The organism is Synechococcus sp. KORDI-100, from assembly GCF_000737535.1.
Taxonomy (GTDB): domain Bacteria; phylum Cyanobacteriota; class Cyanobacteriia; order PCC-6307; family Cyanobiaceae; genus Parasynechococcus.
In genome coordinates, this window is record NZ_CP006269.1 from 1,142,577 (window position 1) to 1,169,508 (window position 26,932).

Below are 26,932 nucleotides of genomic sequence, written 5' to 3' on the forward strand. Positions count from 1 at the left end.
GCGATGGTGAACATTATGGTGAAAACAATCTAGGTATTTTCAAGCAGCTTGTCTGCCGTGCTCTGCGAAGTCAGCACAGCAATCTCCAATTGCTTCAGGCTTTCGAGGCATTCCAGTTTGTTTTGCGACTCGGTCAGCATTTGTCGACCATGCGGCACGCAATCTGCGATCAACGAGGCTGCTTCTGATACATGCGCTTTCAACAGCTCCATACACCGGGTCAGTCGTGCGCCAGGATCGCCGGCCATGGCAGCGGTTTGTTGAGCCTGGCCTGGCGCCAGCACTTGCAGCAACTGGTTGAGCGCATGGTCCGTCATGGATCGATCAGATTGCAAGGTCACGATGGAAGGAGTGATATTCATCATGACCACAGTGATGGTCTGATTGTGGATCTTTCGTGAAACGATCGGCCTGTGTCTGGATGGATTGCGTGTTGAGGCGATCAATTAGATTGTCATCGGTCAAGAATTTTGATGTCTTGCTCAATCGGAGGATTTTGCCCATTACCATTCGAAATGAACCTTATTTTTCGGTCATTAAACTCAAGGATACGGTATTTTTCCGGGCCTTGAACATATCCAAAGTCTGGTCCGACGATTGAACAGCCTTTGCGAAAACAGGTTGTCGTAAATGTGCGTAGCAAGGCCCCCTCTACGCCTGGTGGCGACCAGAGATGAAAGGCATTGCTTTGTCGATCGACTTTGACTTTGCAATAGTTTGGACGCTCCCCTCCGTATTGACATAGTGCGTCGACTGAACCGTCAAGGGGGCGATCGCCTGGGTAAGCCAAAGCACGATGTGGATTGATCATGCAATGACTGAACGTCACTACTCCAAGCGATAAGAGAAATGTTGTTTTGATGACATCGTTCATGGATCTTTTTTGTTCGTCACGTGCTGCCTGCAACTAGATTACATGAACCATCCCGAACGGATTGTCTTACGACGGATTTTCAACTGACGGTTTCTCCGCTGACAGATAACGGTGACTTAGTTGCCTCTGTCCAACACGCTTAATCCCGAAGGAACAGTCTTGATCTTGACCTGCTGATTGCCATTGATCTGCTCAGTTGAATGAAACGCATGGCCTGGCTGCCTTGGTTCCCCTCACCGTGTTCGTCATGCTCGACCGAAGCCAATCCGGTCGCTTGAAGCATGGCCCTGCAGGATGGATGCTCTCCTGTAAGCCGGTTATGGAGATCATCCCTGCCATCGACCTGCTCGATGGTGCTTGTGTCCGCCTTCATCAGGGGGATTACGAGCAGGTGACTCGCTTCAGTGATGATCCCGTCGACCAGGCCATGCGATGGCAGCAGCAGGGTGCCTCGCGACTTCACCTGGTTGATCTCGACGGTGCCAAGCGGGGTGAGCCTGTGAACGATGCAGCCGTTCGCGCCATCACAGCGGCTCTCGACATCCCCGTGCAGCTCGGCGGAGGCGTGCGTTCACGGCAGCGAGCTCAGGAGTTGCTTGCCTGCGGCCTCGATCGCGTGATTCTCGGCACCGTGGCCATTGAACAGCCCGATTTGGTGCGTGAGTTGTCAGCGCTCCATCCAGGCAGGATTGTGGTCGGGATCGATGCCAACAATGGTCGGGTCGCGACCCGCGGCTGGCTTGAGCAAAGCGATGTGTTGGCTACCGATCTGGCTCGCCTGTTCAGCAGTGAAAACCTGGCTGCGATCGTCAGCACGGACATCGCCACCGATGGCACCCTTGCGGGTCCGAATCTGACGGCCCTTCGCGAGATGGCCGAAGCCAGCCATGTTCCTGTGATCGCTTCGGGTGGGATCGGCTGCATGGCCGATCTGCTGTCGCTTCTGGCCCTCGAGCCCCTTGGGGTGTCCGGAGTGATCGTCGGACGAGCGCTGTATGACGGTCGCGTCGATCTGTCCGAGGCGATTCGTGCCCTCGCCGAGGATCGCCTGCAGGATGTCACGGGCCAGTGGGCTGACCTGGCCTGAAGCTTCCATTGGCGAAACGTTTTAAGGTGATGTCATCGAGATCCCCTCTGTGGTATCGCGTCAGACCTCAACATCAGCATCGGCAGCTCTCAATCAGGGGTTGATGGAGGTGTTCGAGCGTTGCCGAACCCTTGGAATGCGATTGAGTCGTCAGCGCCGCATGGTGCTTGATCTGCTCTGGAGTGAACGTAGTCATCTGAGCGCACGCGACATTTTCGAAAAACTGAACGCCCGTGGCCGCAGCATTGGACACACCTCCGTCTACCAGAACCTTGAAGCGCTCCAGTCCGCAGGAGTGATCGAGTGTCTCGATCGCGCCAATGGACGGCTCTACGGCTACCGCAGCGACCCCCACAGTCATCTCACCTGTCTGGACAGTGGCTTGATCGAAGACATCGATGTGGAGTTGCCGCCGGATCTCCTGGAGCAGATCGAACGACGCACCGGTTTTCATATCGAGTCCTACACCCTTCAACTCAACGGACGCCGCACTCTGGAGACGTAACACCCTGGAGGATTGAGCAGAGGCTCGTTACCTTGACGGTCTGACCTGCTCGGACTGCCCCTTGGCTGCCTCCAAACCGGTGAGGATTCTTCTTCTGGCACCGGTCCTACTGGGTGAATCGCTTGCGTTGCAGCTCACTGCAGCCGATGAGGAGCTCGAGGTGTTTCTGCAGGCCGATCAACTCAGGGGACATCCAGCCCTTGTGATCTGGTCGATCGATGCAATCGCGAGTTTCAGTGCCATCCGACGCGAAGCGTTACTGCTTCAGGAGCGCTGGACTCCCTCTCCGCTTCTGTTGCTGTTGCCTCCCAAGGTTCCAGTCAGTCGTGATGATCTCCTGACCGTGCCGGCGTCAGGCCTTCTGCAGAACAGCTCGGTGGCCACGCTTCAAGCGGCGATCAAAACCCTGATCGGTGGTGGCCGCGTTGTGGAGATTCACTCGGGAGAAACCGGACGCACCGAGACGCCCGCGGCCATGGGGTTCGGCCAGTGGCTGCTGATCAACGGCCTGCAACAGATCAGCGACGATCTGCGGGTCATGACCAGCATGCTGACGCCCCCGCCGGAGCATCCGCTGTTGCGGCTGATGCTGGAAGGTCGTTGCCGCGAGCTTCGCTGCGCCCGATCGTTTCTGCTCTGGCTGTGGGGGCCGCTTCAGCTGGGATTCGACGATCCCGTGTCGCTGCAGTCCGTGCCCGACCCCGCCGATGGTGTCGACGATTCGACAGCGATCACCTTGCAGGAACGCAGCGCAGTGGCTGTCTGGACCGCCATCCGGGAGCGTTTGGATACGTCCGTTCAGAGCGGCCTGACCAATGCCACCGGCCGCTTGCTGGCCATCGACGGGCTCAACCCGGAGCGTCGTCGCGATCTTCTGTTGGCTCTTCTGCAGCAACTCGATCAGGTGCTCGACGAACTCCGCTGTGGCGACGACTCACGGTTGTTTGCTCAGGCCTGGATCTCCCTGCAGCCGGAACTTCGTCGTCAGGCCCTGACATGTGTGGCCGGTCGCTACGTGCAGCTGCCCCAGGGTGATGAGCTGTTGCCGGTCGCCGATCAGCTGCTCGCACAGGCCGATCTCAACGGAACAGACGATGAACTGCCTGATGCCAGCAGCATGTTGACGCCTTTGCTGGTGAATCAGCCGGTGCTCGTCAATGGCCAGCTCCTGCCCGCTGATGACCCCCGGGCACTGCTGCAGCTGGAAACCCTGGTGAGCAACTGGCTGGTGAGAACCGCTGAATTGATCGGCGCTGAGCTCCTTGATGCCTGCGGAAACTGGCCGGAGTTGCGTCGTTACATGTTGCGGGATGCCCTGGTGTCCACCAGGGAGCTGGAGCGACTGCGGAACAGGCTGAACACCCAGCTACGCATTGCTGATTGGATCGAGCGGCCGATTCAGCTCTACGAAAGCCGTCGCACCTTGTTCCAGCTCCGGCATGGACAGATCGAGCCATTGCAACTCACGGAGCCCCGTGATCAGGAACTGAATCAACTGGGCTGGTGGCCGCGACAGGTGGCGTTGCTCGTGGAGACCCGCGATGCCCTCGCGCCCCAGGTTCAGGCCTTGGTCAGGCGTTTCGGCGATCTAATGGTGGTGCTGCTGACGCAGGTGGTCGGCCGAGCCATCGGTCTGATCGGCCGTGGAATCGCCCAAGGAATGGGACGCAGCCTGGGACGCGGCTGAACTGCCAGCAGTCAGGATGGTCGCTTGCAGCAACCTCCCATGGCCTTTCTGGTCTCTGCACTGATCAGTGTTTGTCTGTCCCTGTTGCTGCTGGCCTCTCCGGTTGGCGCTGCTCGGGACAGCAACAGTTACGACGGCAATATCTACGCGTTGTACGCGGGCAATGGATCGCTGGTTCCACCGGCTGGGACCCTCGCTGATGCACTCGAGGCCGGACGGACCAGTGTGCTGGTGTTTTATCTGGATGACAGTGCCGACTGCAAACGCTTTGCCCCAGTGGTGTCTGAGTTGCAGCGGCTGTGGCTCCGCAACATCGAGTTGTTGCCTTTGACGATTGACCCCCTACAGGGGCGTCGCCCGAATGGCCCGCAGGATCCCGCCACCTATTGGAAGGGAGAAATTCCGCAGGTGGTGGTGATCGGACCGGATGGATACGTCCTGCTCGACCGGGCTGGGCAGGTGCCTCTCGACGTCATCAATGAGGCCATCAGCCAAGCCACAGGGTTGCCTGCCCCAGAGCTGCAAGCTGTCAATCCAGGTGGCAACTTCAACGAAGTGAACATTGAGGTGGAGGTGGTCCCTGGCTGAGCCGCCTACGCTGCCGCCGGTTTTGACGGCTGTTGGCCGAACGCTCCTGTGGTTGTGCTGATCCTCCTGCTCCTGCTCGGCCTTGCCGTGGCCTGGATTGAGCTGCGCCATCGCCTGCGGCCCGCTTCGCCCCTCACCATGCGCGCGTTCGACTGGACGGTGGTGCCCCTCGGCAGCGAGGTGCGCGTCTTGGGTGTGCTGGAGATCAGCAATCCCCATCGCCGTATGGAGGTGTTCGTGCCGGAACTGCGGGTGGATCCTGTTTTGTTGGGCAAGGCGGCTCCAAGCCAGCTTCAGGTGACGACATCCATCGAGGCAGACCACCCCGATGAGGACAGCAGGGCAGATGGTTACTGGGCTGCCTACATCGTGAAAGGTCGCAAGTCGACCCGCGCCAGAGTCACCATCACCCTTCGTGATCCATCTGGGACGAATCCACTGGATCGATTCGACAGCCTCTGGGCTGATGTGCACTGGATCAATTACGGGCCGTTCGGACGTCTCGCGCGTCGTCAGGGGCTTCTCGTTTCGCTCAAACGGCCGCAGCCGCTGTCAGCCGCAAACGCCGAGTTCCGCGTCGGTGACGGATGTCGGGTTCTGCCCCTGCGTACCCATCTGCTCGGCTCCCTTGATGATCCGATCGACGTTCTTCGGACCTACGCCTCCGATCTTCTCCAGCCTGGAGATGTCCTCACGATCGGTGAGACGCCGGTGGCTGTGATTCAGAGCCGTTACCGCCACCCGAGCGAAGTGCAGCCGGGAATGGTGGCGCGCCTTCTCTGTCGGGTGTTTCATCCCACCAGCAGCCTCGCCACGGCCTGCGGCTTGCAAACCCTGATCGACCTTGTTGGCCCCACCCGCGTTCTCGTTGCCTGGATCGCTGGCCTGTTGCTCAAGTTGGTGGGGATTCCCGGGGGCTTCTACCGGCTGGCGGGAGATCAGGCCCGTCTCATCGACGACATCACCGGCACCACGCCTCCCTACGACCAGACGATCGTTCTCGGCCCGGATGAGCCGGAGGCTCTCTGTTACAGAGCGGCGATGGAGCTTGGGGTTGCCGTTGCGATTGTTGACGTCAACGATCTCGGTCGCGTCAAGGTGCTGGCCTCCAGCCGCGGTTGCGATGAGGAGCTTCTGCAGCGTGCACTGCGTCCGAATCCAGCCGGCAATGCCAATGAACGAACCCCTCTTGTGCTCGTCCGCCCCGGCATTGCCTGAGCGATACATTGAACCCATTGCGATGGAGGGTGATCTGGATCTGAACGCTCCTCCGACCCTGAAAATCGAACCGCTTGCGATTCGTCACCTGCAGCAACTGCAGATGTCGTCCGAGGCCGGTCAGCTGTCACGGCTGCAGGCGGCGCTGCTGGGCGATTGGCTTGCTCGGATTGAACAGCGTTTTCCGGATCTGTTGCCCAGTCGCTCACCTCGCTGTCTTGTCGCTCTCGAGGACATGCATCTGGTCGCCGCTGTCGTGGTGCGGCCCTACAACCGGCGCGGTAGCTGCTGGTCGGTGCAGGTGCCGGAAGTCCTGTCCTCGTCAACGACCTGCAGTGTTCGTAACATCCAGCTCAACCTGCTTCAGCAGGCTCTTCAGCTGGGAAGCCCGCTCGTGCGCAGCTGGGTTGTCCGTTGCCCTGTCGCCGATGCCGATCGCGTTGCATTGATGCGCGAACTCGGATTTCAGCCGCTGCGTTCCCTTCAGGCCTGGCATCCCCCCGATTCCTGCTCAGCAGCCGTTGCGGATCCCGACCTGCCCGAGGGTCTGAGTTGGCAGGCGATCAACCGCCGCACGGCCCAGTTGCTCTGGCCGATCGAGCTGGGGGGCAGTTTCAGTCACCTTCGTCAGATCACTGATCGTCACTGGCTTGATCTGCTCGATCGCACCGGCCCAGGTTGTGGGGTGCTTCTGGCTGAGGATGCTGTTCTGGCCGGCTGCCTGCAGCTGGGAGAGGGCGGTCGTGGGGATCAACTCGAGCTGTTGCGCGACCTGGCCTGGGATCCGCGTTTGGAAGAGGCGCTTCCCGCCTTGCTGAAACGTATTCAGCGGGACGCCAGCCCCTCGATGTTGATCACTGCACTGGAGGACGAGCCTCTCTCCGACGTGCTGCTGGCCGAGGGCTGGCAACGAGGCGACGAGCAGTTGCTTCTGGGCCGCAGCATGTGGAGGCGGCAGACCAGTCCCCGCAATCTGCAGCTTGTACGGCCGCTCGGTCAGGTGTTCAGCCGGCTTCGCCCTGGGCAGGCTCCCCTCCCGACCCCAAGCCTGGGTCGGCGCTGACGGCTTTGCAGGCTCCTTGTTCCGTTCTCAGCCTCGATGTTGGCCGTCGCAGGATTGGCTTGGCCGGATGCGATCCGCTTGGAATCACGGTGACGCCGTTGCCGCCGTTGCATCGCGGCCGCTTCCAGGAGGATTTTGAAGTGCTGGTGGCCCATTGCACGAACCGACTGGTGCGGGGTCTGGTGGTTGGGCTTCCCCTTGATGCCGCTGGAGCTCCGACGGCTCAGGCCGTTCACTGTCGCCGTTATGGACTTCGGCTCGCTGCAGCGTTGAAGCTGCCCCTGGCCTGGGTGAACGAGCACAGCAGCACCTGGGCAGCAGGGGAACGCCATGGATTGTCAGGTGATCGCAGCGGCCGCCTCGACAGTGCTGCTGCCGCCCTTCTGCTGGAACAGTGGCTACGCGAAGGCCCTTCCCTCAAACCGGTCGATTCGGCGGCCCCTACCCCGGGCGTGGAATTCGATCATGGTGGATCCTGAAGCGACCGAGGATTTGGTCCCATGCGCGATTCAGGGCCCAGTGGCAGTGGCGACGTTCCGACCGTGCTGGTCCGTGATGCGGAAGGCCGTGATCTGCTCTGTTTCCTTGAGCAGCTCATTCCTCTCGATGGCAGCGACTACGCCCTGCTGACCCCCGTGGACACGCCGGTGTCCCTGTTCCGCCTCAAGGATGGTGATGAGCCGGAACCGATCACCACCATCACCAGCAGTGAACCGATCCTTTCGGTGGCGGATGTGGTGCTGCAGGAACATGACCTCACCCTGGTGCGTTCGGCGGTGACGCTGACGGTGAGCGGAGAGCTGGATGAACCCGATCCGGAGGATCTGGAGGATGAGGAAGAGGATGAGGCGGACGAGGAATCGGAGACCTACGAGTTGCTGGTGAGTTTCATGGTGGAGAAGGGGGAATACGGTCTTTACATCCCTCTCGATCCCTTCTTCGTTGTGGCTCGCATGGTCGATGGACAGGCGGAGCTGGTGGAGGGTGAGGATTTTGATCGGATTCAGCCCCGCATCGAGGCGGAACTGGATGAACGCGAATGGCCGGATTGAGTCCCCAGCACTGGCTGCATCCCGATTGGGAACCGGGGCTCACGATCGCCCATCTGCCGTTGTCGCATCTGATCGGCTGCGACATCCGCGCTGCTGTCGTGGACGTCGATCGAACCCTGTTGCCCGGTCGTGATGTGAGGCTCCCCGACAGTGTTCGAGCCTGGATGCAGCACGCCGGCAGCAGCCTGGCGCTGCACCTGTTCAGCAACAACCCATCAAGGGCCCGGATCTCAGCGGTGGCTGACCAGCTGGGGCTCAGCTTCACCTGTGGTGCGGGCAAGCCCCGACGGGGAGCCCTTCGCCGGGTGATGGCTGAGCTTGCGCTGGATCCACGTCAGGTGGCGATGGTGGGTGATCGATTGTTCACGGATGTCCTGTGTGGCAATCGACTTGGTCTCTACACCGTGCTGGTGCGCCCCGTCAGTGAGGATGGCTCGCCGTGCCATCACGATGGTGTGCAGCGGTTGGAACGACGGCTCGCCCGCTGGATGGGGGCGCCTGCGGCATGACGCTGTGGGTGTTGAAGCTGGGGACAAGCCTGCTGCGGGGAGATGCTGCATCCGCTATTGAGGGCTACTGCGACTGCATTGCGTCGGCCATCGAACGTGGTGATCGGGTTGTCCTGGTGACCAGTGGGGCCGTCGGTCTCGGTTGTCAGCAATTGCAGCTGGATCAGCGTCCTGATCGGGTGGTTGCTCTGCAGGCAGCCGCAGCGATCGGTCAGGGGCACCTGATGGCCCTTTACGACCAGGCGATGGCCCGCCACGGCATCTCCGTGGCCCAGGTGTTGCTGACCCGTTCCGATCTTGCCGATCGTCGCCGCTACACCAATGCGTCAAGCACGCTTATGCAGTTGCTCGAGTGGGGGGTGATGCCCGTCATCAACGAGAACGATGCGCTGTCACCGGCGGAACTCCGCTTCGGGGACAACGACACCCTTTCGGCTCTGGTGGCCGCAGCCGTGACCGCTGATCAGCTGATCCTGCTGACCGATGTGGATCGTCTGTACTCGGCGGATCCTCGGACGGATGCCCACGCACAACCGATTCCGGATGTTCGCCATCCCCGGGAACTGCAGGAGCTTGAGGCTGTTGCCGGCGAAGGGGGGCGTTGGGGAACCGGAGGGATGACCACCAAGTTGGCGGCTGCACGAATCGCCACGGCGAGCGGAATCACGGTGCATTTGGCCGATGGACGTGACGCGTCACGTCTTGATCAGCTGCTCAAAGGTGGGCGGGGTGGCACTGTCTTCCATCCCAGCGGCCACCCCCTTGGCAATCGGCGCAGCTGGTTGGCCCATGTGCTGCAGCCCGTGGGTGAACTGCATCTTGATGACGGAGCCTGCCGGGCGATCCGTGACCGGGGCGCCTCGTTGCTGCAGGTGGGCCTGACCGGTATCCGGGGGGAGTTCGAAGCGAACCAGCCGGTCACGCTTCGTGATCCGGAGGGCAATGAGCTGGGTCGTGGCCTCTGCTCCCGGACCAGCCATGAGCTGCAGCAGGCCCTGCAGGCTTCCGTCAGGGACGGTGCGTCACCCGTCGTGGTGCATCGCGATGTACTCGTCCTGAGTGATCAGTATCGGTCGTGATCCTGCATCGCCTCTACGATCCGGCCGCCACTCCGCCATCCCATGCGTTTCAGCACACTGATCACGGCTCTGCAGCAGGGCCAGGCTGGTCTCAAACGTGCTGAAGCGGCCGGAGATCCATGGCTCGCAAGCGCTGCTGCTCTCGATCAGGCCTGCTCTGATCAGCTCAGCTTTCTGGAGAAAGGCAACGCTCTCACCGTTGCTCTCGGCAACAGTTCGGTCGGTGCCGTGTTGTTGCCGGATCAGGAGGACCTGATTGCCATCGCCCTGGAGCGTGGTCAGGCTTTCGCGGTTCTTGCCGATCCCCGTCTCGCTTTTGCCGAGTCGCTGGAGCTGTTGCACCCACGTCGTCGTCCCCAGGCCGGGGTTCACGCCAGTGCCGTGCTGGATGAGCGCGCGGTGATCGAGCCTGGGGTGTCCATTGGCCCTCGTGTCTGCGTCGGGGCTGACAGTCGGATCGGCGCCGGCAGCGTGCTCCACCCCGGCGTGGTGATTTACGACGATGTGATCGTCGGTGAGAACTGTGAACTGCATGCCAACGCTGTTCTGCACCCTGGCTCGAGGCTTGGCAGAGCCTGCGTGGTTCATTCCAATGCGGTCGTCGGGTCGGAAGGATTCGGGTTCGTGCCAACCGCCCAGGGTTGGCGAAAGATGCCGCAGACCGGTCTGGTGGTTCTTGAAGACGGTGTTGAGGTGGGCTGTGGCAGCACCATCGACCGTCCTTCAGTCGGGGAAACCAGAATTGGTGCCGGCAGCAAGATCGACAATCTTGTGCAGGTTGGCCATGGCGTGACCATGGGCCGTGGATGCGCCCTCGCCTCCCAGGTGGGCATCGCCGGAGGGGCCAGGCTTGGTCATGGAGTGATCCTTGCGGGGCAGGTTGGCGTCGCCAATCGGGCGGTGATCGGTGATCGTGCGATTGCCAGCTCCAAGAGTGGGATCCATGGCGAAGTCGCTGCTGGAGAGGTCGTCAGCGGTTATCCAGCGATTCCCAATCGGCTCTGGTTGCGTTGTTCAGCGGCCTTCAGCAAGCTTCCGGAGATGGCGAAGCTGCTTCGGGAGTTGAAGCGCAGCACCGCTCAGTAGCCTCAGCGGCTGTCCGGTTGGTCCTCTCCATGGTTCAACACCGTGTCGTTCTCCTGTCTGGTGATGGCATCGGCCCTGAGATCACGGCTGTTGCCCGCAGGCTTCTCGAGGCCGTGAGCGAACGGCATGGTTTCAGCCTCACGTTTGATGAGCAGCTGATCGGTGGTGCTGCCATCGATGGCACCGGGGAACCATTGCCCGCTACCACTCTCGAGGCATGTCGAGCTGCCGATGCCGTGTTGCTGGCGGCGATCGGCAGCCCTCGATTCGACAGCCTCCCGCGGGGCAAACGTCCTGAATCCGGTCTGCTGGCCCTGCGCTCAGGGCTGAAGCTGTTCGCCAATCTGCGTCCCGTCAAGATCGTTCCTGCCCTGATGGAGGCCAGCACGCTTCGGCCTGAGGTGATCGAGGGTGTCGATCTGATGGTGGTGCGTGAACTGACGGGAGGGATTTATTTCGGGCAGCCCAAGGGCCGGATCGAAGCGGATGGTGATATCCGTGGCTTCAACACCATGACCTATTCAGGCAGCGAAGTGGATCGCATCGCCAAGGTGGCCTTCGAGATCGCCCAGGAGCGGCGTGGACGGTTGTGCTCGGTGGACAAAGCGAACGTTCTCGACGTGAGCCAGCTCTGGCGTGACCGTGTGGATGCCATGGCCCTCGCTTACGCCAGTGTCGATGTGAGCCACATGTATGTGGACAACGCGGCGATGCAGCTGGTGCGCGATCCCCGTCAGTTCGATGTCCTACTCACCGGCAATCTCTTCGGTGACATCCTCAGCGATGAGGCTGCGATGCTGACTGGTTCGATCGGCATGCTCCCATCGGCATCTCTGGGCAGCGATGGGCCGGGGTTGTTTGAGCCGGTGCACGGCTCAGCGCCGGATATCGCTGGACAGGACAAGGCGAATCCCATGGCGATGGTCTTGTCTGCAGCGATGATGCTGCGCATCGGTCTTAAGCAGGCTGAGGCGGCTGAGGCGTTGGAGCAGGCCGTGGATCGAGTGCTCGCAGAGGGATACCGCACGGGTGACCTGCTCTCTGAGGGGTGTACGGCTGTGGGCTGCAGCGCCATGGGCGATCACCTGCTCAAGGCGCTTTGAGACCGGCATTGGTGATTTAGGGCCCTGATCTGGCAAACTCGCCGAACCTTGTTTCCCAGTGTCGATGTCGAAGCGTCACCCGGTTGTTGCTGTTACGGGTTCTTCCGGAGCTGGGACCAGCACCGTCAAGCGCGCCTTCGAGCACATCTTTGCCAGGGAAGGCATCACGCCGGCTGTCGTTGAAGGCGATAGCTACCACCGTTACGAGCGGACACCGATGAAGGAGGCCATGGCGGATGCCCTGGCCCGCGGCGAGAACTTCTCCCACTTCGGACCGGAAGCCAACCTCTTCAACAAACTGGAGGAACTGTTCCGCACCTACGGCGAAACCGGTGGCGGGCAGAAGCGTTACTACCTCCACAGCCCTGAGGAGGCGAAGGAGCACAACGCTCGCCTGGGAGTTGATCTGGGGCCTGGTCAGTTCACCCCTTGGGAGGACATTCCGTCAGGAACAGACCTTCTCTTCTATGAGGGGTTGCACGGCGGCGTCAAAAGCGATGGCTATGACGTGGCGGCCCTCGCCGACCTGCTGGTGGGTGTCGTGCCGATCACAAACCTGGAGTGGATTCAGAAGATCCACCGTGACAATGCCGAACGGGGCTACTCCGCTGAGGCCATCGTGGACACGATCCTGCGACGCATGCCTGATTACATCAACCACATCTGTCCTCAATTCAGTGAAACGGATATCAATTTCCAACGGGTTCCCACCGTTGATACGTCCAATCCTTTCATCTGTCGCAACATTCCCTCGCCTGACGAAAGCTTCGTGATCATTCACTTCCGCAAGGGAGCTCGTGAGAAGTGGGGCATTGATTTTGGTTATCTGCTGAGCATGATTCACGATTCATTCATGTCCAGCCCTACCAGCATTGTGGTCAACGGCGGAAAAATGGGCTTTGCGATGGAACTGATTCTCACGCCAATCATTCACCGCATGATTGAAGAGAAGAAAAACATCGGTTGAGTTGGATCAAGGCTTCAATTCGTCTCTACAATTCACCCATCTGAGTGATCAGGTGGGTTTATTTCTGTTCCTTTGCCCTCCTTTGTGATCAACGGTGCAGGTGCTCCGTCCAACGCACCACGTTGGGATCGTGTGAACAGTCGGGAGCTGATTCAACTGGCTCGGTCGGTGTATTTCAACTATCTCTCGAACACACCATCTGCCCCTGACCCGATCGGTGTTGTGGTTGACCAGGGCCGCGCCGATGGCCGCGTTGTCTTCGAGTCCCCTGTTCTGCTGCCGAACGAGGACTACATCGGTTTTGATCTGATTCGCCAGCGAAGCTCCCGCCACAGGAGCCGATGCAAGGGCTGATGCTGCCGCTCTGGCTGGGCTTGACCGGAGCCTGTGTGGGCAGTTTCACCAATGTGGTGGCCTGGCGCCTGCCCCGGGATGAATCCGTGGTCCACCCAGGCAGCCACTGTCCCCGCTGTGGTCACGCCATTCGCTGGCATGACAATCTCCCGGTGCTGGGATGGCTGTTCCTCGCGGGTCGCTGCCGCGACTGCCGGACCCCGATCAGTTGGCGCTATCCGGCGGTTGAAGCCCTGAGTGCCTTGCTCTGGCTCAGCTCATTGCTGGTGGGTCCTGCAGCGGGAGGGGGTCTGCCGATCTGGCTCCAGCCATGGGCTGGGGTTGTGCTGGTGGCGTTGCTGCTCCCCCTCGTCCTGATCGATCTGGATCATCTGTGGTTGCCCGAGCCCCTCTGCCGCTGGGGTTTGGTGATCGGGCTTATGTTCAGTTCGGCAGCGGGGGTGCCCCTGTTGGCAGACCATCTCATCGCTGCCTCGCTGGCGCTGCTGTCACTGGAGGGACTCAGCGCACTGGGGGAGCGACTTCTGGGCCAACCAGCCCTCGGCCTCGGTGATGCCAAGCTTGCTGCGCTGGGTGGTGCCTGGCTGGGGCTCCCCGGTATTGCTGCTGCCATGGCCGTTGCGGTGATCACCGGGGCCGTCATCGGCAGCATCGCCAGACTGACGGGGCGGTTACAGGCAAGGCAGGCTTTTCCCTTCGGCCCCTTCATCGCGCTCGGCATCTGGCTTGTCTGGCTTGCCGGGCCGATCTGGTGGTGGGATCAGTGGCTGGCGATGTTCAGGTTCTGAACAAAGGAACCTGTTGTTCAAGTTCGCTTCGGCGTGCATTGATCCAGACGTTGAATCAGAGCATCAAAGCTGCGGGGGCGATCCGGCGTACTGTCTCTGGACTTGAAAGGTATGCGGACAGCGGAATCCGGAATCTTCACCGGCAATTGTCCCCTTGGGGCAAGCCGGGGCTCAAATACCAGATTTTGATAAGCAACAAACTGCCCATTCCTGAACCAGCCAACCCGTTCTGCAAAATCCTGAAATCTGACGGATTGATCTGTTTCCGTCGTTGCTTCCTGTAGTTGCTGATAAACCTCCCGCTGCGCAGACAGGCCAAATTGACCATTTGAATGCACCATCATCAGATTATCGATATAATGCAAATCCGGGCAGGGAAAACGCGAAGCTGCATTGGCATCAATCCACCCTTCGTTGTTGCGACCCGTGACATCCAGAGCAATCTCTGCGATGGCGGTGTTGGCATCTTTCCATTGGTTGTTTTCGAGAAGCTCTTTGAGTTTCAAGTACTTCTCTGATGGATCGTGGCGGAAGATATGGCCTGAATGGTTGTTGTGGCTGGCATGTTGCTGCCAGGTGAATCCACAAACAGCAAGTGCGATGAACCCCAGGCCGATGAACGTTTTGCTGGTTTTGAAGTTCATGAGGATTAAAAAATGAGGTTAAAAATGTTGTAAAATGAGAAACTTATGACCCAAGCAACGCACAAGGAGAGTGTGGCTGAGAACACTGTAAACTTGATCGATTTTGATTCCCCAAAGATTGTTCCAAGAGTTGTAAGGCAGGGAATATAAAGAAGGCTGAATAGGAGATAGCTGAATCCTTGAGCGAGTGTGAGATCCATTGCCAGCTGGGCTTGAAGTGCATCATTCGACAACCCATAGACAGTCGCAAGAGCTGCAAGCTGGACTTCCTTGGCAACAAAACCGATGATCAGTGAAACGGTCAGGAAAGGACTGATTCCAATTGGATTCATCACCGGCGCGAAGAAACTTCCGAGTTGACCGGCGTAAGAGTCAATACCTTCTGCTGAACCTTCAGGGAAATTTGTCAGAAACCAAGTTATGGTTGTACCCAGAATCATGAACATCATGACTTTGGTCATGAATGATTTCATTTCATTCCAGACATTGAAAAAAACCTGTTTTGCCGTCGGTATTCTGTAAGGTGGTAACTCAACCACAAAGGGCTCTTCATTCTTGAATTGGCCTGTAAAGTTGAAGATTGTCGCGATCAGATAAGCAACGACAAAGCTCATTATGTAAAGACCGAACAAGGCCATCGCGCCTGAAGGGCCAGGCAAGATAACAGCTAAAATAAAGACAAAAACTTGTAGCCTTGCTGAACATAATGAGAAGGGAATTATTAACATCGAAAGCAGTCTCATTGCTCTGGATCGCATCACACGTGTTCCCATGACGGCAGGAACATTGCAGCCAAAACCCATTAATTGCAGAACAAATGCTCTTCCATCCAGCCCGCATTTTTCCATCAGAACATCAATCAAGTAGGCAGCTCTGGACAGATATCCACTGTCTTCCAAAGCCGTCATCACAACAAAGAAAAGAGCAACAAGCGGTACAAATGAAAAAACGGTTGCAATCCCTGAAAAGGGTCCCTCCACAACGAAGTCCTGAACAATTGAGGGGAAGGGGCTTAAGGCTGGTTCGAGCAGAGATTCCTGAAACCATCCAGTTAGTTCGTCGACAGGATCGGCTGTTGGAATACCGATGGACCAGATGAACCAAAACACGAGGAACATGGTTGCAAAAAAGATCGGCAACCCAAAACCAGGATGCAGCAGCCATCGATCAATACGATTGGTCAACGTCGTGATGTTGACGGCGGGCATGTTGATCGATCCCTCGATCACCTGATCAAGCTCGGCCTGCTGGGTTGGATGTTCCTTGAAATATTCAACGACGCTGTCAATGGTGACGCTTTGATCAACTGTCTCAAGAGAAGATAAAATTGATTCATAAGCCTTATCGCAGCCAGTTCCATATTTTGCGCTTATTGCGTGCGTAGGAACGTTTAGATTTTTTTGAAGTTTAACAAGATCAATTCCCACATTGAATCTCTTAGCCTCATCGGCCATATTCAGAATGACGATGATCGGCAATCCCAATGCTTTTAGTTGAAGGGGGATCCTGATCTGTCGATCAACCTGAACAGCGTTTAAAACCACCACCACGAGGTCGACAGAATTGGTTTCTAAGAATGTTTGGACAACTTTTTCATCGTCTGTAAATCCATCAAGATCATAGATGCCAGGAAGATCAACGAACTCAACTACTTGATCATTCAGATTTAATTCGGCTCGCATCAAATCAACCGTCAGACCAGGCCAATTCGCTACACCTGCGCCGGCCTTTGTGATTTTGTTGAAAAGAGTTGATTTTCCCGTGTTTGGTTGACCGATGAAAGCAACGCGTTTTGGTTTGTTTTTCGGTTCTCGTGGACTATCGTTTTGGAATTGATTCGGCGGAGCTGTAATTGTCATAGAGCATTTCTGAAAATGACCAAAAAATTAGATGCTTTAGTTTGCTTGTGAATAAATTTGTGGTTTCAAGATTACATTTTTTGCTTCTGAACGTCTGATGGCTAGCTCTGTGGTGCTACCAACTCTGATTGCAATGGGGCCGCCCATGAATGCCTTTTTCATGACAAGGATTGTTTTATTTTCAATGAGTCCCATTGCAATCAGTCGTGTTCGCAGGCCATCTTCGACCGTTGAATTATTGCTTGAAATTTGGTGAATGATACCGATTTCACCGATCTGAAGCTTGTCCAGAGTCAGTGGTGAACTATTGCTGTCCAGGTCGAATTCGACGACTCTGAAATCTTCCGGAACTGATGAGAAATGTCTAAGAACCATGATCTTGATTTCATTGTGGATAAAGATTGTGTTGCATACTTTTAGATTTCAAGCCGCCCCAGTCCCATTGCCAGTTGCTGTGGATCCTGCACTAAATGCTCCACCAGCTTTGACATTGGCAAGCAATGTTCCATCTAAAAATTGTTGATCAAGCAGTATTAGTGCTGCCGTATTAGAGTCAGCTAGTCGTAATCTTTTTAATACAAAACGTGCTTCAGATTCCTCTTTTACCTGCTCCTCAATGAACCAGTCGAGCATTGCGGTTGCGGCACGATCACCTTCTTGCTCTGACAATGTATAAATGTTGTTAATTGATTCCGTGACTTGTTTCTCCATTGTATAAACTGTTTCAAATAGATGCTTAACTGTTTGAAACTCTCGCTCTGGAGATTGAATGGTTGGTAGTTGTACTTTGCGCTCACTGTCGACGAGATAAGCAATCATCCTTGAGGCATGTCCACGTTCTTCAATACTCTTTTCAAGCATATAATCAGAGAACCCGATTAGATCTTTCTCGCGAAGCCAGATTGACATGGCCAGATATGCATGACTAGCTTGAAATTCAAGAGCTAGATGATCGTTGATCGCAGCTGTGTGTGACGTCATTTTTCGGTATATCCAATCTTTTTATAGGCATGGGCAGTGAAAATCATTCCAAATTAAATGTTAAGGCGGCAATAAAATCACTCCTGCTGTAAAATTTGATATTTCAAAGAGTGCTTTTCTGTCCTCTGTTTTTTATTCCCTCGAAAGGTAGGTCTTTTTTTATTTTTTACTGCGATCTGTATCGTCTTCGAGATCTCTTTCGTTGTAAGGCTTTTGGCGAAAAAGTCTCCGTGGAAACCTGTTCACGGTCGAGATTTTGAGCAATTCGTGCGGTCGTGTGCGAGTTGTTTTTGTTGTCGTCACTACAGTTATTTCGTTATGTCTTTTCGCGCACCTGCCTTATGCGCCCTTTCTTAAACTCTTTTTCCGATATCAATCAGCCTCAGCTGCATCCTGGTTCCCGAAGTTTCAAGTGTTGCACGTCTTTGTTTGGGGGGATGGCGCTTGCTGTTGCAGGAACCTGCGGATTGAGTCAGCCAGTATCCGCTGAAATTGTCGATCTTGAGTCGGTCAATCGTTATGTTTCTGGCAAGGCATCGGCTCGAGACCAGGTCACCAGCATCACCCAGTTCTCTGACGTCTACCCGACCGACTGGGCTTACCAGGCTCTCGCCAGCTTGATCGAGCGCTACGGCTGTATCGCCGGTTACCCAAACGGCACCTTCCGCGGCAACCGGGCCATGACCCGTTACGAGGCAGCTGCCCTTCTCAACGCCTGTCTCGACCGCATCACTGAGGTCACCGACGAACTGCGTCGTCTGATCAAGGAATTCGAAAAAGAACTCGCCATCATCCGCGGCCGCGTCGATGGCCTCGAGGCCCGCGTCGGCGAACTGAAAGCAACCCAGTTCACCACCACCACGAAACTGGATGGACTGGCCACATTTGTGGTGGGTGCGAATCGCTTTAAAGGGTCTGCTGGTCGGCTTGGAGATGAGAACAACGGCAGATACGGCGCCACCGTTTTCAACTATGACCTGCAGCTCAATCTCGAGACTTCCTTCACCGGTAAGGACATGTTGACAACCGTGCTGCGCTCAGGAAATTTTGATGAAGACGGCAGTCCTTTTGGGAGTGGTGGCCCCTCAGGACTCGCAACCCTGGAAACAGCCTTCCAGGAAGGAGATGAACCCAACCGAGTGGCGATTGAAAAAATTTATTACTCCTTTCCAATCGGTGATTCCCTCACACTCACTGTCGGTCCACTTGTCGGTCAGGAGGACATGCTCGCATTGTGGCCGAGCACTTACCCCACTGATCCGATTCTTGAAGTGATGACGATGAATGGTGCCCCTGCTGCTTACAACGAAAATCTTGGTGCAGGTGCGGGGATCAGCTGGGAGCTTGAGAATGGTTTCAGAATGTCGGCAAATTATGTTTCCGCAAATGGAGCATTAGGTAACAGTGATGAAGGTGGTATCGCCACCGATCAGTCTGGAAGCTCCGCGACTGTTCAGCTGGGTTGGGAGGCTGAGAACTGGAATATTGCCGCGATCTATTCAAAAATTCAAAACGGTCATGATCTGATCCCTTACATCACTCCTTTTGTTGATGATCATTCTTACGGGAAGGGAACAACCAGTGCCTTTGGCCTGGCTGGTTCATGGTCCCCTGAAGACAGCGGCTGGATTCCCTCCGTGTCCGCAGGTTGGGGCTACAACAGCATGAACACCGACAAACGTGGACAGGCGGAAACCAGTCAGTCCTGGAGTGTTGGCCTTGAATGGAATGATGTTTTCTTGCTGGGAAACAACGCTGGCATGGCCGTTGGCCAACCGGTTTTTGCCACCAGCTTGCGTGGGGGTGGTAGCGCTGCTGATGGGCAGTTCATCTGGGAGTGGTGGTATCAGTTCCAGGTGACAGACAACATCAGCATTACTCCTGCACTTTTTTACCTTTCACGTCCTCTCGGAGAAAACACGCCGTCTGACAAGACCTTTCAGCAATTGGGCGGTCTGGTCAAGACGACCTTCACATTCTGATCAATTGTTGTCGGACCAGTCGCGCCGTTCAATCGAGTTCGACTGGTTCAGGCGCAATTCTTCTAGTAAGGGGGGGTGAGTATTTCGAGATTTTGATGTTATTTGGTTCGCATTGTTGACTGAATCAGGCGACTCTGTTTGATCACTGTTCTGTGGTTTATCGATTTTGCCTGTAGCTCAAGTCCTTGATCGATCAATGCAGTTCAATTTGAATTAGTTTGCGAATCCATATCTCGTGCTGCTGTGCTTCTGATGGGCTGGATGAGGTGAAATGGCTTCTTTGATGGTTTTGGTGGTGCATTTTGTGTTTTCTGTTTGTTGTCCATGATGGTTCGTATGTGTTTCAATCCCTGCCTGAAATAACGCTTCGGACTGGATCAGTATTGGGCTTGCGATTGGGATTGGCAAAATTCGGTTTCACCTCAAGTGTGCGAACTGACTTCACTCTCCCCGTGAATTGATGATCCAAAGCACGGTTGATGATTCAAAGCACGGTTTCAGTCGGCCAACTTGCGTGCATTGGTCTGTGTTTCATGGGCTCTGGGACTGCGTAACGCCAGGTACCATTGGCGACGGCCTTTCCAGCGTTGTCGAGCTGTCTTCTGTTGAAGGATCAGATCCAGAGATGGCTCTGTTCCTGCTGTCAGGGCTGGTTAGCAACGCCCGGTTCTGACCACATCCCAGTCGTTACCAAGGGAGCTTGAGCTGATGTCACTCTTCGACTGGTTTGCGGATCGCCGCAAAGGTCAGTTCGTCGGCAAGGTGAATCAGGAGTCCGACGAGGGGGATGGGCTTTGGAGCAAATGTCCTGAGTGTGGCCAGGTGGTCTACATGAAGGATCTCAAGGCCAACGCCAGCGTTTGCACCAACTGTGGGTACCACCACCGCATTGACAGTCAGGAGCGCATCGCGGTGATTGCCGATCCGGGAAGTTTTGAGGCGCTCAACGAAGAACTGATTCCCACCGATCCGCTGTTGTTCAAAGACCGGCGTGCCTATGCCGATAGGTTGCGCGAAAGCCAGGCGGGAACGGGGCTGAACGATGCCGTCGTCACAGGGCTTTGTCGGGTTGAGGGTATCGCCATGGCACTGGCGGTGATGGATTTTCGCTTCATGGGTGGCTCCATGGGATCCGTGGTGGGGGAGAAGATCACACGCCTGGTGGAACAGGCCACCGAGCGTCACCTTCCCCTCTTGATCGTTTGCGCCTCCGGAGGTGCCCGCATGCAGGAGGGCATGCTCAGCCTGATGCAGATGGCCAAGATTTCTGGGGCACTCGAGCGTCACAGAGAGGCAGAACTCCTGTACATGCCCTTGCTCACCCATCCGACAACGGGCGGTGTGACGGCGAGTTTCGCCATGCTCGGAGATTTGATCCTGGCTGAGCCGAAGGCGTTGATCGGTTTCGCCGGGCGTCGTGTGATTGAGCAGACCCTGCGCGAGAAACTTCCCGACAATTTCCAGACGGCTGAATATCTCCAGGATCACGGTTTTGTTGACGCGATTGTGCCGCGCGTCCAGCTGCGCAGCACTCTGGCTCGACTGTTGCGATTGCATGGTTGCCGGGCCCTGGAGCTGGCCAGCGCATGACACGCCGCTTGATCGTCCTGTTCGCTGCCCTGGTCCTTGCCTGGGCGGGACCCGTATGGGCGGGACCCGTTGAGTGGGTTGAGGTTCCGCCCAGTGAGGCCGGCCAGCAATGGTGGGATCGCGGCAGTGTGCGGGCCGACGGTACGGGGATGCGCACTGTGTTGAGTCGTTTCACCCCGGCGGTTGTGGACGGGGAGTCAGCCCGTCAGGGCTCGCTGTATGTGATGCAGATCGATTGTGCTCAGCAGCTGTATCGCGACAAACAGGTCAACGGCATTCCGCGTTTTCGGGCGGATTGGCAGGCGGCAGGATCCGACGACCTGATCGTTTCGGTGATCAATGCTGTCTGTGATGTCCCCTTATCGAGCTGAGATGACAGCGACGCGTCCGATCGGAGTGGCGATTGCCGGGTTGGGTTTCGGGGATGCGGTTCATCGACCTGCCCTCGCCGCCAATTCCGGTCTTGAGGCTGTCGCTCTGTGGCATCCACGTCAGGAACGTCTGGATCAGGTCAGTTCCGAGTCAGGACTGAAGGGATACACGGACTGGGATGCTCTTCTGGCCGATGAGTCGGTGGATGCGGTGATCATCGCGACCCCTCCGGCGCCACGCCATAACCTGGCTCTGCGGGCGCTTCAGGCCGGCAAGCATCTGCTGCTGGAGAAGCCCGTTGCTCTCGATGCCCAGCAGGTGGCGAACCTGCAACGGGAGGCCATCAGTCGACGTCTCAGCGTGGCGGTCGATTTCGAATACAGGGCTGTTCCTCTTTTTCAACAGGCTGCTCGCCTTCTGCAGAGCCGGGCTGTGGGAGATCTCTGGCTGGTGAAGATGGACTGGCTGATGAGCAGCCGCGCCAACCCGAATCGAGCCTGGAGCTGGTATTCACAGGCGGATCAAGGTGGTGGCGTCATTGGAGCGCTGGGGACCCACGCCTTCGACACCCTGGCCTGGCTTGTGGGCCCTGTTCAACAGCTTCAGTCCATGACTCGGACGGCGATCGCGGAACGTCCTGGTGCTGATGGTCGACAGCAGCCCGTTGACGCCGACGACATCGCCTTGATCAACGCAGAGCTCGCCACCGATCAGGGCGTGTTGGTGTCAGCTCAGATCGCGCTGGCATCGGTGGCACGCCACGGGAGAGGCTGCTGGCTTGAGATCTACGGATCAGAAGGAAGCCTGGTCCTCGGCAGTGGGAACCAGAAGGATTACGTCCATGGCTTTTCACTCACCTTGCATCGCGATGGTGAGTCAGCGCGCAGCATTCAGGCCGATGATGATCTTCGTTTTCCCACCACCTGGAGCGACGGGCGTGTGGCTCCTGTGGCGCGCCTGCAGAGCTGGTGGGCCGACAGCATCATCAGTGGCCATCCAATGGTGCCGGGTCTTGCCGAGGGACTGGTCAGCCAACAGGTTTGCGACCGCGCTCTTGCGTGATCCCTATCAACGTCCTGGCATTGAGTTGCTGGATTGCAACGTGTTGAACGTTTGAGCGGAACGGACAATTGATGCATTTGTTGTGCAGCAAATCGCACATGCATTGGTAAAGACGGAATGGAGGGAGCTTCAAGCAGCCACGAAAATTTTCCTCTGCAAAATTTTCAAATGGCATTGTCTGATTATCAGTCGGAGCTCATCGCAACGGCTCAGTCGCTTGCGAGTCCCGGCAAAGGAATCCTTGCTGTCGATGAATCCACCAAGACGATTGGTAAACGACTGGGTTCAATCGGTGTCGAAAACACTGAAGCCAACCGTCAGGCTTACCGGGGGATGTTGTTCACAACATCAGGTCTTGGAGAGTTCATCAGCGGCGCCATTCTTTACGAAGAGACCCTTTTTCAGAACCATGCCGATGGTGAATCGATGGTCAGAAAGCTCAATCAGCTCGGCATCATCCCGGGCATCAAGGTTGACAAGGGCCTGAGGCCCCTGGCCGGGGCCGGATCTGTCGAAACCCTGTGTACGGGTTTGGATGGCCTGGTTGAACGTGCTGCCGATTACTACGCCCAGGGAGCCCGTTTCGCCAAATGGCGTGCGGTACTTCAGATCACGGCAGATGGCTGCCCATCCGCCCTCTCTGTCAGAGAAAACGCCTGGGGCCTGGCCCGGTACGCACGTTCAGTTCAGGAGTCGGGCCTGGTTCCCATCGTCGAGCCGGAAATCCTGATGGATGGGCAACACACGATTGAAACCACGGCACGCATCCAGGAGCACGTGATTCAGGAGGTGTATCACGCCTGCCACGCCAATGGTGTGCTTCTGGAAGGATCCCTGCTGAAGCCCTCGATGACGGTGCAGGGTGCCGATTGCACGCAAAAAGCCGATCCCGCCCAGGTTGCTGCCACCACCGTTCGCACGCTGGAGCGAAGCGTTCCCGCCAGTGTCCCTGGCATCGTTTTCCTCTCAGGGGGACTCAGCGAGGAAGCTGCCTCGGTCTATCTCAACTCCATGAACACCATTGAGCGCAAGGCCAAGTGGAACCTTGGTTTCTCCTACGGGCGAGCCCTGCAGCATTCCTGCCTCAAAAGCTGGGCGGGCTCGAATGTTGAAGCGGGTCAGAAAGCATTGCTTGCACGGGCCCAGGCCAACTCGGAGGCGTCCCTCGGTCGCTACGTGGCGGGTTCTCAGCCGTCATCGGATGAGCAGTTGTTTGTTGCCGGTTACACCTACTGACGTCTCTCAGGTGAGAAGCCGATGCGGATTAAGAGACTCTTCAACGTGACATTTTGAAGGTCTCATGGGTAAAGTCGCTGCCCTACGGACTTTGCGTCCGCTAAGGCTCTTCATTGGACATTCTTTATGGCGCTCGTTCCGCTTCGGCTTCTGCTTGATCACGCCGCCGAAAACGGCTACGGCATTCCTGCGTTCAATGTGAACAATCTTGAGCAGGTGCAGTCCATCATGGAAGCGGCTGATGAGACCGACAGCCCCGTGATCCTGCAGGCGTCGCGTGGTGCACGCAGCTATGCCGGAGAAATCTTCCTGCGTCACCTGATCCTGGCCGCCACCGAGACCTATCCCCACATTCCCGTGGTGATGCATCAGGACCACGGCAACGCCCCTGACACCTGCTACTCAGCTGCCATCAACGGCTTCACCTCCGTGATGATGGACGGTTCTCTTGAGGCTGACGCCAAGACTCCAGCCAGCTACGAGTACAACGTTGATGTGACCAAGAAGGTCGTCGACTTCGCCCATGCCGTCGGCGTGAGCGTCGAAGGCGAGCTTGGTTGCCTCGGCTCACTGGAGACAGGCAAGGGTGAGGCCGAGGACGGCCATGGATTTGAGGGTGAGCTGTCCAAGGACATGCTGCTGACCGATCCTGCGGAAGCTGCTGACTTCGTCGCCAAGACCAAGTGCGATGCTCTGGCCATCGCCATCGGCACCAGCCACGGCGCTTACAAGTTCACCCGCAAGCCCACCGGTGAAGTGCTGGCCATCAGCCGTATCGCTGAAATCCACAAGGCCATCCCCAACACCCACCTGGTGATGCATGGTTCCTCCTCTGTTCCCCAGGAATGGCTGGAGATGATCAACAAGCACGGTGGCGCCATCCCGGAAACCTATGGCGTTCCTGTCGAGGAGATTCAGGAAGGTATCCGCAACGGTGTTCGCAAGGTCAACATCGACACTGACAACCGTCTGGCTTTCACCGCTGCAGTGCGCGAAGCGGCCATGGCTGATCCAGCCAACTTCGACCCACGCCACTTCAACAAGCCAGCTCGCAAATACATGAAGCAGGTGTGTCTGGATCGTTATCAGCAGTTCTGGGCTGCCGGCAACGCCAGCAAGATCCAGCAGCAGAGCATCACCTACTACGCCGGTCTCTATGCCAAGGGCGCTCTCGATCCCAAGGCTGCTGTTGCCGCCTAATCACTTCGTTCGAGAGATGAACCAGAAGGGGCCGTCAGGCCCCTTTTTTGATGTCAGTTCAGCAGGTTCAGTTCTCCCCGCCCCCCATCAAGACGTGCTTCCTGCCCAATCGGCAAGGCCATGTTGGGGCGTCCATGACCGAGGGGGAGATTCATCACCAGGGGTATGCCAAGGTCCCCGAGCCGCTGTTCAAGGATTTCATCCATCGTGAAATCTCCGGGCAGGATGTCGTCTTTTTTCCAGCTGAAGCGTCCACAGGCCACTCCCGCCAGATCGCGCAGCAGACCGGCGCTGCGCCAGTGCGTGAGCATGCGGTCAACGCGATAGGGAGCTTCGCCTACATCCTCCAGAACCAGAATGGCCCCTGTGAGCTTGGGTAACCAAGGCGTTCCGATCAGATGGGTCGCCACGGTGAGATTGGTCACGATGAGCGGTCCGATGCCCACTCCTGAGCGCACCGGGCTCCCGATCAGCGCCGGAACCGGTTCTCCGCCGAGCAACGCTGCAGTGCGCTGCCAACGTTCGTCCGGTCCACCACTGGATCCGTGGATCGCGCCTGCCAACCCCGCGGCCCACTGGGCCAGCAGCAGGGAACTGGAGTCGGAGAATCCCACAGTCCAGATGGCGCGTTGAGGAAAGCGGAAACCCGCCTCCAGAACCCGGGCCCCACCCCAGCCTCCGCCGACGTAGAGCACCCCCTCAATCGAGGGATCATTCCAGGCCGCCTCCAGCTCCCGAACGCGGTCTGCATCGGTTCCGGAGAAATAGCGCCACTGCTGGCGGACGGCCTCTGGAATCTCCAGCTGCCAGCCACGTGCTTCACAGCGCTGCTGCAGGGCGGAGAAGTCCGTCTCAGGATCCATCCATGTGCCTGGATTCACCGCCCGAAGTTTTGATCCCCGTCGCAGTGGCGGCGGTGCTTTTCGATGACCCTGGAACCGGGTGATGCTGGCCCCGGGACGGGACAGCAGGGACGCCGTGATTGCGGTCATCCCCGAGATCAGGAGCCGGCGGCGGCCGAACATCAGCTCAACAGGGCCTGCAGCAAGGCGCGTCCGTCGAGGCCGCCGGTGGCTGGATCACAGGCACGTTCGGGGTGGGGCATCAGCCCCAGAACATTGCCGGCCGAATTGGTAATTCCAGCGATATCGGCAACCGATCCATTGGGGTTGTTCAGATAGCGGAGAGCGATGGCATCTTTATCCTGCAGTTGTTTGAGGGTTTCTTCACTGCACTGGAAGCGCCCTTCACCATGGGCGATTGGAAGAACCAGGCGATCGCGCTTGTTGTATGACTGCAACCAGGGACTGCGCGCACTCATGATTTCGAGGGGTGCGTTCTCGCAGATGAAATGCAGCTCCTGGTTGCGAGTCAGAGCTCCTGGGAGCAATCCCAGCTCGGTGAGCACCTGAAAGCCGTTGCAGATGCCGAGGACGCGGCCACCCTTTGCAGCAAAGTCCACAAGCGATTGCAGAACCGGCGCGAATCGGGCGATCGCTCCGCAGCGCAGGTAGTCGCCATAACTGAATCCTCCCGGCAACACCACGGCATCCAGTCCAGCCAGATCCGTTTCCTCATGCCAGAGGCGACGGCTGGACATGCCGAGACAGCCTTCCACTGCCCAGCGCACATCCCGATCGCAGTTGGACCCTGGGAAGACAACGATGCCGATGCTCATGGTTTGTCCAGCTCGAGGGACCAGTCCTCGATCACAGGATTCGCCAGCAGGCGGTCGCTCAGCAGCTCCAGGCGTCGGCGGGCTTCCTGCTCATCAGGCGCTTCGAGTTCCATCTCGACGGCCTTACCAATGCGAAGGCGTTGCAGTCCTTCGATTCCCAGTCTGGCGGCTGCAGAGCGCGTGGCTTCTCCAGCGGGGTCCAGCACGGAGGGCCGCAGGTGCACCAGAACGCGAGCTTTGAAACGCGGCACGGGGTTCAAGGGTGCTGGAGGAATCCTGACAGACACCGAACCTTTAAAACATTCATCGGCTCGCTGGTTCTGCTCGGCTTCATGGACGCATGTTGACGATGGCGGTGTCGCCCTTCC

At 57.5% G+C, this 26,932-nt stretch carries 31 protein-coding genes; 21 read left to right on the plus strand and 10 right to left on the minus strand.

Annotated elements, in window-relative coordinates; all coding sequences use genetic code 11:
- Nucleotides 1-29: 29 nt before the first annotated feature.
- Nucleotides 30-446, minus strand: a complete 417-nt coding sequence (locus KR100_RS16745) for a hypothetical protein (RefSeq protein WP_239420422.1) — start codon at nt 444-446, stop codon at nt 30-32.
- An 8-nt stretch (nt 447-454) separates the two neighbouring features.
- A complete protein-coding gene (locus KR100_RS15685) occupies nt 455-907 on the minus strand; it encodes a hypothetical protein (protein WP_162176487.1) in 453 nt (150 codons plus the stop codon).
- Between the two features lie 286 nt (nt 908-1,193).
- Between KR100_RS15685 and hisA the strand changes: the two genes are divergently transcribed.
- The 11 genes from hisA to lpxD all read left to right on the plus strand — a co-directional run bounded on the left by hisA (nt 1,194) and on the right by lpxD (nt 10,748).
- Nucleotides 1,194-1,961, plus strand: a complete 768-nt coding sequence (hisA, locus tag KR100_RS05760; protein WP_038548070.1) for a 1-(5-phosphoribosyl)-5-[(5-phosphoribosylamino)methylideneamino]imidazole-4-carboxamide isomerase — start codon at nt 1,194-1,196, stop codon at nt 1,959-1,961.
- A 103-nt stretch (nt 1,962-2,064) separates the two neighbouring features.
- Nucleotides 2,065-2,466: a Fur family transcriptional regulator gene (locus KR100_RS05765; RefSeq protein ID WP_038543955.1), complete on the plus strand. Its 402-nt coding sequence runs from the start codon at nt 2,065-2,067 to the stop codon at nt 2,464-2,466.
- Nucleotides 2,467-2,527: 61 nt separating this feature from the next.
- Nucleotides 2,528-4,153, plus strand: coding sequence for a DUF3685 domain-containing protein (locus tag KR100_RS05770; protein WP_038543957.1), 1,626 nt, complete (start codon nt 2,528-2,530; stop codon nt 4,151-4,153).
- Between the two features lie 39 nt (nt 4,154-4,192).
- Nucleotides 4,193-4,741, plus strand: a complete 549-nt coding sequence (locus tag KR100_RS05775; RefSeq protein ID WP_038543960.1) for a thylakoid membrane photosystem I accumulation factor — start codon at nt 4,193-4,195, stop codon at nt 4,739-4,741.
- 57 nt (nt 4,742-4,798) lie between these two features.
- Entirely contained in the window at nt 4,799-5,959 is a 1,161-nt protein-coding gene (locus KR100_RS05780; RefSeq protein WP_156098152.1) for a F420-0:Gamma-glutamyl ligase, read from the plus strand.
- Nucleotides 5,916-7,022, plus strand: coding sequence for a hypothetical protein (locus KR100_RS05785; RefSeq protein ID WP_239420423.1), 1,107 nt, complete (start codon nt 5,916-5,918; stop codon nt 7,020-7,022). The genes KR100_RS05780 and KR100_RS05785 overlap by 44 nt, the downstream gene beginning before the upstream one ends.
- Before the next feature lie 5 nt (nt 7,023-7,027).
- Nucleotides 7,028-7,501: a Holliday junction resolvase RuvX gene (gene ruvX / locus KR100_RS05790; RefSeq protein WP_038543964.1), complete on the plus strand. Its 474-nt coding sequence runs from the start codon at nt 7,028-7,030 to the stop codon at nt 7,499-7,501.
- 21 nt (nt 7,502-7,522) lie between these two features.
- Nucleotides 7,523-8,074, plus strand: a complete 552-nt coding sequence (locus KR100_RS05795; RefSeq protein WP_038543966.1) for a DUF3727 domain-containing protein — start codon at nt 7,523-7,525, stop codon at nt 8,072-8,074.
- On the plus strand, nt 8,062-8,583 hold the full coding sequence (locus tag KR100_RS05800; RefSeq protein WP_038543968.1) for a YqeG family HAD IIIA-type phosphatase: 522 nt from the start codon (nt 8,062-8,064) through the stop codon (nt 8,581-8,583). Before KR100_RS05795 ends, KR100_RS05800 begins: the two co-directional genes overlap by 13 nt.
- Nucleotides 8,580-9,662, plus strand: a complete 1,083-nt coding sequence (proB, locus tag KR100_RS05805; protein ID WP_038543970.1) for a glutamate 5-kinase — start codon at nt 8,580-8,582, stop codon at nt 9,660-9,662. The genes KR100_RS05800 and proB overlap by 4 nt, the downstream gene beginning before the upstream one ends.
- Nucleotides 9,663-9,704: 42 nt before the next feature.
- A complete protein-coding gene (gene lpxD / locus KR100_RS05810; protein ID WP_038543973.1) occupies nt 9,705-10,748 on the plus strand; it encodes a UDP-3-O-(3-hydroxymyristoyl)glucosamine N-acyltransferase in 1,044 nt (347 codons plus the stop codon).
- 2 nt (nt 10,749-10,750) lie between these two features.
- Here lpxD and KR100_RS16905 read toward each other — a convergent pair whose 3' ends face one another.
- Nucleotides 10,751-10,876, minus strand: a complete 126-nt coding sequence (locus tag KR100_RS16905) for a hypothetical protein (protein ID WP_255347509.1) — start codon at nt 10,874-10,876, stop codon at nt 10,751-10,753.
- Between KR100_RS16905 and leuB the strand changes: the two genes are divergently transcribed.
- From leuB to KR100_RS05830, 4 genes are all read left to right on the plus strand, one after another.
- Complete coding sequence (gene leuB, locus KR100_RS05815; RefSeq protein WP_239420445.1) at nt 10,829-11,851, plus strand: 3-isopropylmalate dehydrogenase; 1,023 nt, start codon at nt 10,829-10,831, stop codon at nt 11,849-11,851. The genes KR100_RS16905 and leuB overlap by 48 nt on opposite strands.
- A gap of 64 nt (nt 11,852-11,915) precedes the next feature.
- The gene (locus KR100_RS05820) at nt 11,916-12,818 is read left to right on the plus strand and encodes a phosphoribulokinase (RefSeq protein WP_038543977.1); all 903 of its coding nucleotides are present in this window, start codon (nt 11,916-11,918) and stop codon (nt 12,816-12,818) included.
- Between the two features lie 72 nt (nt 12,819-12,890).
- Nucleotides 12,891-13,172 carry a hypothetical protein gene (locus KR100_RS05825; RefSeq protein ID WP_038543979.1) on the plus strand — a complete coding sequence of 94 codons (282 nt, stop codon included), beginning with the start codon at nt 12,891-12,893 and terminating at the stop codon, nt 13,170-13,172.
- Complete coding sequence (locus KR100_RS05830; RefSeq protein WP_156097933.1) at nt 13,160-13,960, plus strand: A24 family peptidase; 801 nt, start codon at nt 13,160-13,162, stop codon at nt 13,958-13,960. The genes KR100_RS05825 and KR100_RS05830 overlap by 13 nt, the downstream gene beginning before the upstream one ends.
- A gap of 17 nt (nt 13,961-13,977) precedes the next feature.
- Here KR100_RS05830 and KR100_RS05835 read toward each other — a convergent pair whose 3' ends face one another.
- Genes KR100_RS05835 through KR100_RS05850 form a run of 4 tightly spaced genes read right to left on the minus strand, consistent with a single transcriptional unit; the run spans nt 13,978 to nt 17,444 of the window.
- The gene (locus KR100_RS05835; RefSeq protein WP_038543981.1) at nt 13,978-14,604 is read right to left on the minus strand and encodes a GUN4 domain-containing protein; all 627 of its coding nucleotides are present in this window, start codon (nt 14,602-14,604) and stop codon (nt 13,978-13,980) included.
- A 5-nt stretch (nt 14,605-14,609) separates the two neighbouring features.
- Nucleotides 14,610-16,463, minus strand: a complete 1,854-nt coding sequence (gene feoB, locus KR100_RS05840; RefSeq protein WP_038543984.1) for a ferrous iron transport protein B — start codon at nt 16,461-16,463, stop codon at nt 14,610-14,612.
- 36 nt (nt 16,464-16,499) lie between these two features.
- A complete protein-coding gene (locus tag KR100_RS05845; RefSeq protein WP_051847339.1) occupies nt 16,500-16,838 on the minus strand; it encodes a FeoA family protein in 339 nt (112 codons plus the stop codon).
- 48 nt (nt 16,839-16,886) lie between these two features.
- Nucleotides 16,887-17,444, minus strand: coding sequence for a ferritin (locus KR100_RS05850; protein WP_038543986.1), 558 nt, complete (start codon nt 17,442-17,444; stop codon nt 16,887-16,889).
- A gap of 437 nt (nt 17,445-17,881) precedes the next feature.
- Here KR100_RS05850 and KR100_RS05855 point away from each other — a divergent pair, with 437 nt between their 5' ends.
- The 6 genes from KR100_RS05855 (at nt 17,882) to fba (ending at nt 24,886) form a co-directional block, all read left to right on the plus strand.
- A complete protein-coding gene (locus KR100_RS05855) occupies nt 17,882-19,426 on the plus strand; it encodes an iron uptake porin (RefSeq protein ID WP_038543988.1) in 1,545 nt (514 codons plus the stop codon).
- A gap of 708 nt (nt 19,427-20,134) precedes the next feature.
- Nucleotides 20,135-21,016, plus strand: a complete 882-nt coding sequence (gene accD, locus KR100_RS05860; protein WP_038543990.1) for an acetyl-CoA carboxylase, carboxyltransferase subunit beta — start codon at nt 20,135-20,137, stop codon at nt 21,014-21,016.
- Complete coding sequence (locus KR100_RS05865; protein WP_038543993.1) at nt 21,013-21,387, plus strand: hypothetical protein; 375 nt, start codon at nt 21,013-21,015, stop codon at nt 21,385-21,387. The genes accD and KR100_RS05865 overlap by 4 nt, the downstream gene beginning before the upstream one ends.
- Nucleotide 21,388: 1 nt before the next feature.
- Entirely contained in the window at nt 21,389-22,450 is a 1,062-nt protein-coding gene (locus KR100_RS05870; RefSeq protein ID WP_156097934.1) for a Gfo/Idh/MocA family protein, read from the plus strand.
- Between the two features lie 168 nt (nt 22,451-22,618).
- On the plus strand, nt 22,619-23,686 hold the full coding sequence (locus tag KR100_RS05875; protein ID WP_038544002.1) for a class I fructose-bisphosphate aldolase: 1,068 nt from the start codon (nt 22,619-22,621) through the stop codon (nt 23,684-23,686).
- 126 nt (nt 23,687-23,812) lie between these two features.
- Complete coding sequence (gene fba / locus KR100_RS05880) at nt 23,813-24,886, plus strand: class II fructose-bisphosphate aldolase (protein ID WP_038544004.1); 1,074 nt, start codon at nt 23,813-23,815, stop codon at nt 24,884-24,886.
- A 53-nt stretch (nt 24,887-24,939) separates the two neighbouring features.
- Here fba and KR100_RS05885 read toward each other — a convergent pair whose 3' ends face one another.
- From KR100_RS05885 to purS, 3 genes are read right to left on the minus strand one after another with little or no spacing between them, the layout of a single operon-like run.
- Nucleotides 24,940-25,911: an LD-carboxypeptidase gene (locus KR100_RS05885; RefSeq protein WP_038544005.1), complete on the minus strand. Its 972-nt coding sequence runs from the start codon at nt 25,909-25,911 to the stop codon at nt 24,940-24,942.
- Nucleotides 25,911-26,564: a phosphoribosylformylglycinamidine synthase subunit PurQ gene (gene purQ, locus KR100_RS05890; RefSeq protein WP_038544007.1), complete on the minus strand. Its 654-nt coding sequence runs from the start codon at nt 26,562-26,564 to the stop codon at nt 25,911-25,913. Before purQ ends, KR100_RS05885 begins: the two co-directional genes overlap by 1 nt.
- On the minus strand, nt 26,561-26,815 hold the full coding sequence (purS, locus tag KR100_RS05895) for a phosphoribosylformylglycinamidine synthase subunit PurS (RefSeq protein WP_038544009.1): 255 nt from the start codon (nt 26,813-26,815) through the stop codon (nt 26,561-26,563). The genes purQ and purS overlap by 4 nt, the downstream gene beginning before the upstream one ends.
- Between the last annotated feature and the right edge of the window lie 117 nt (nt 26,816-26,932).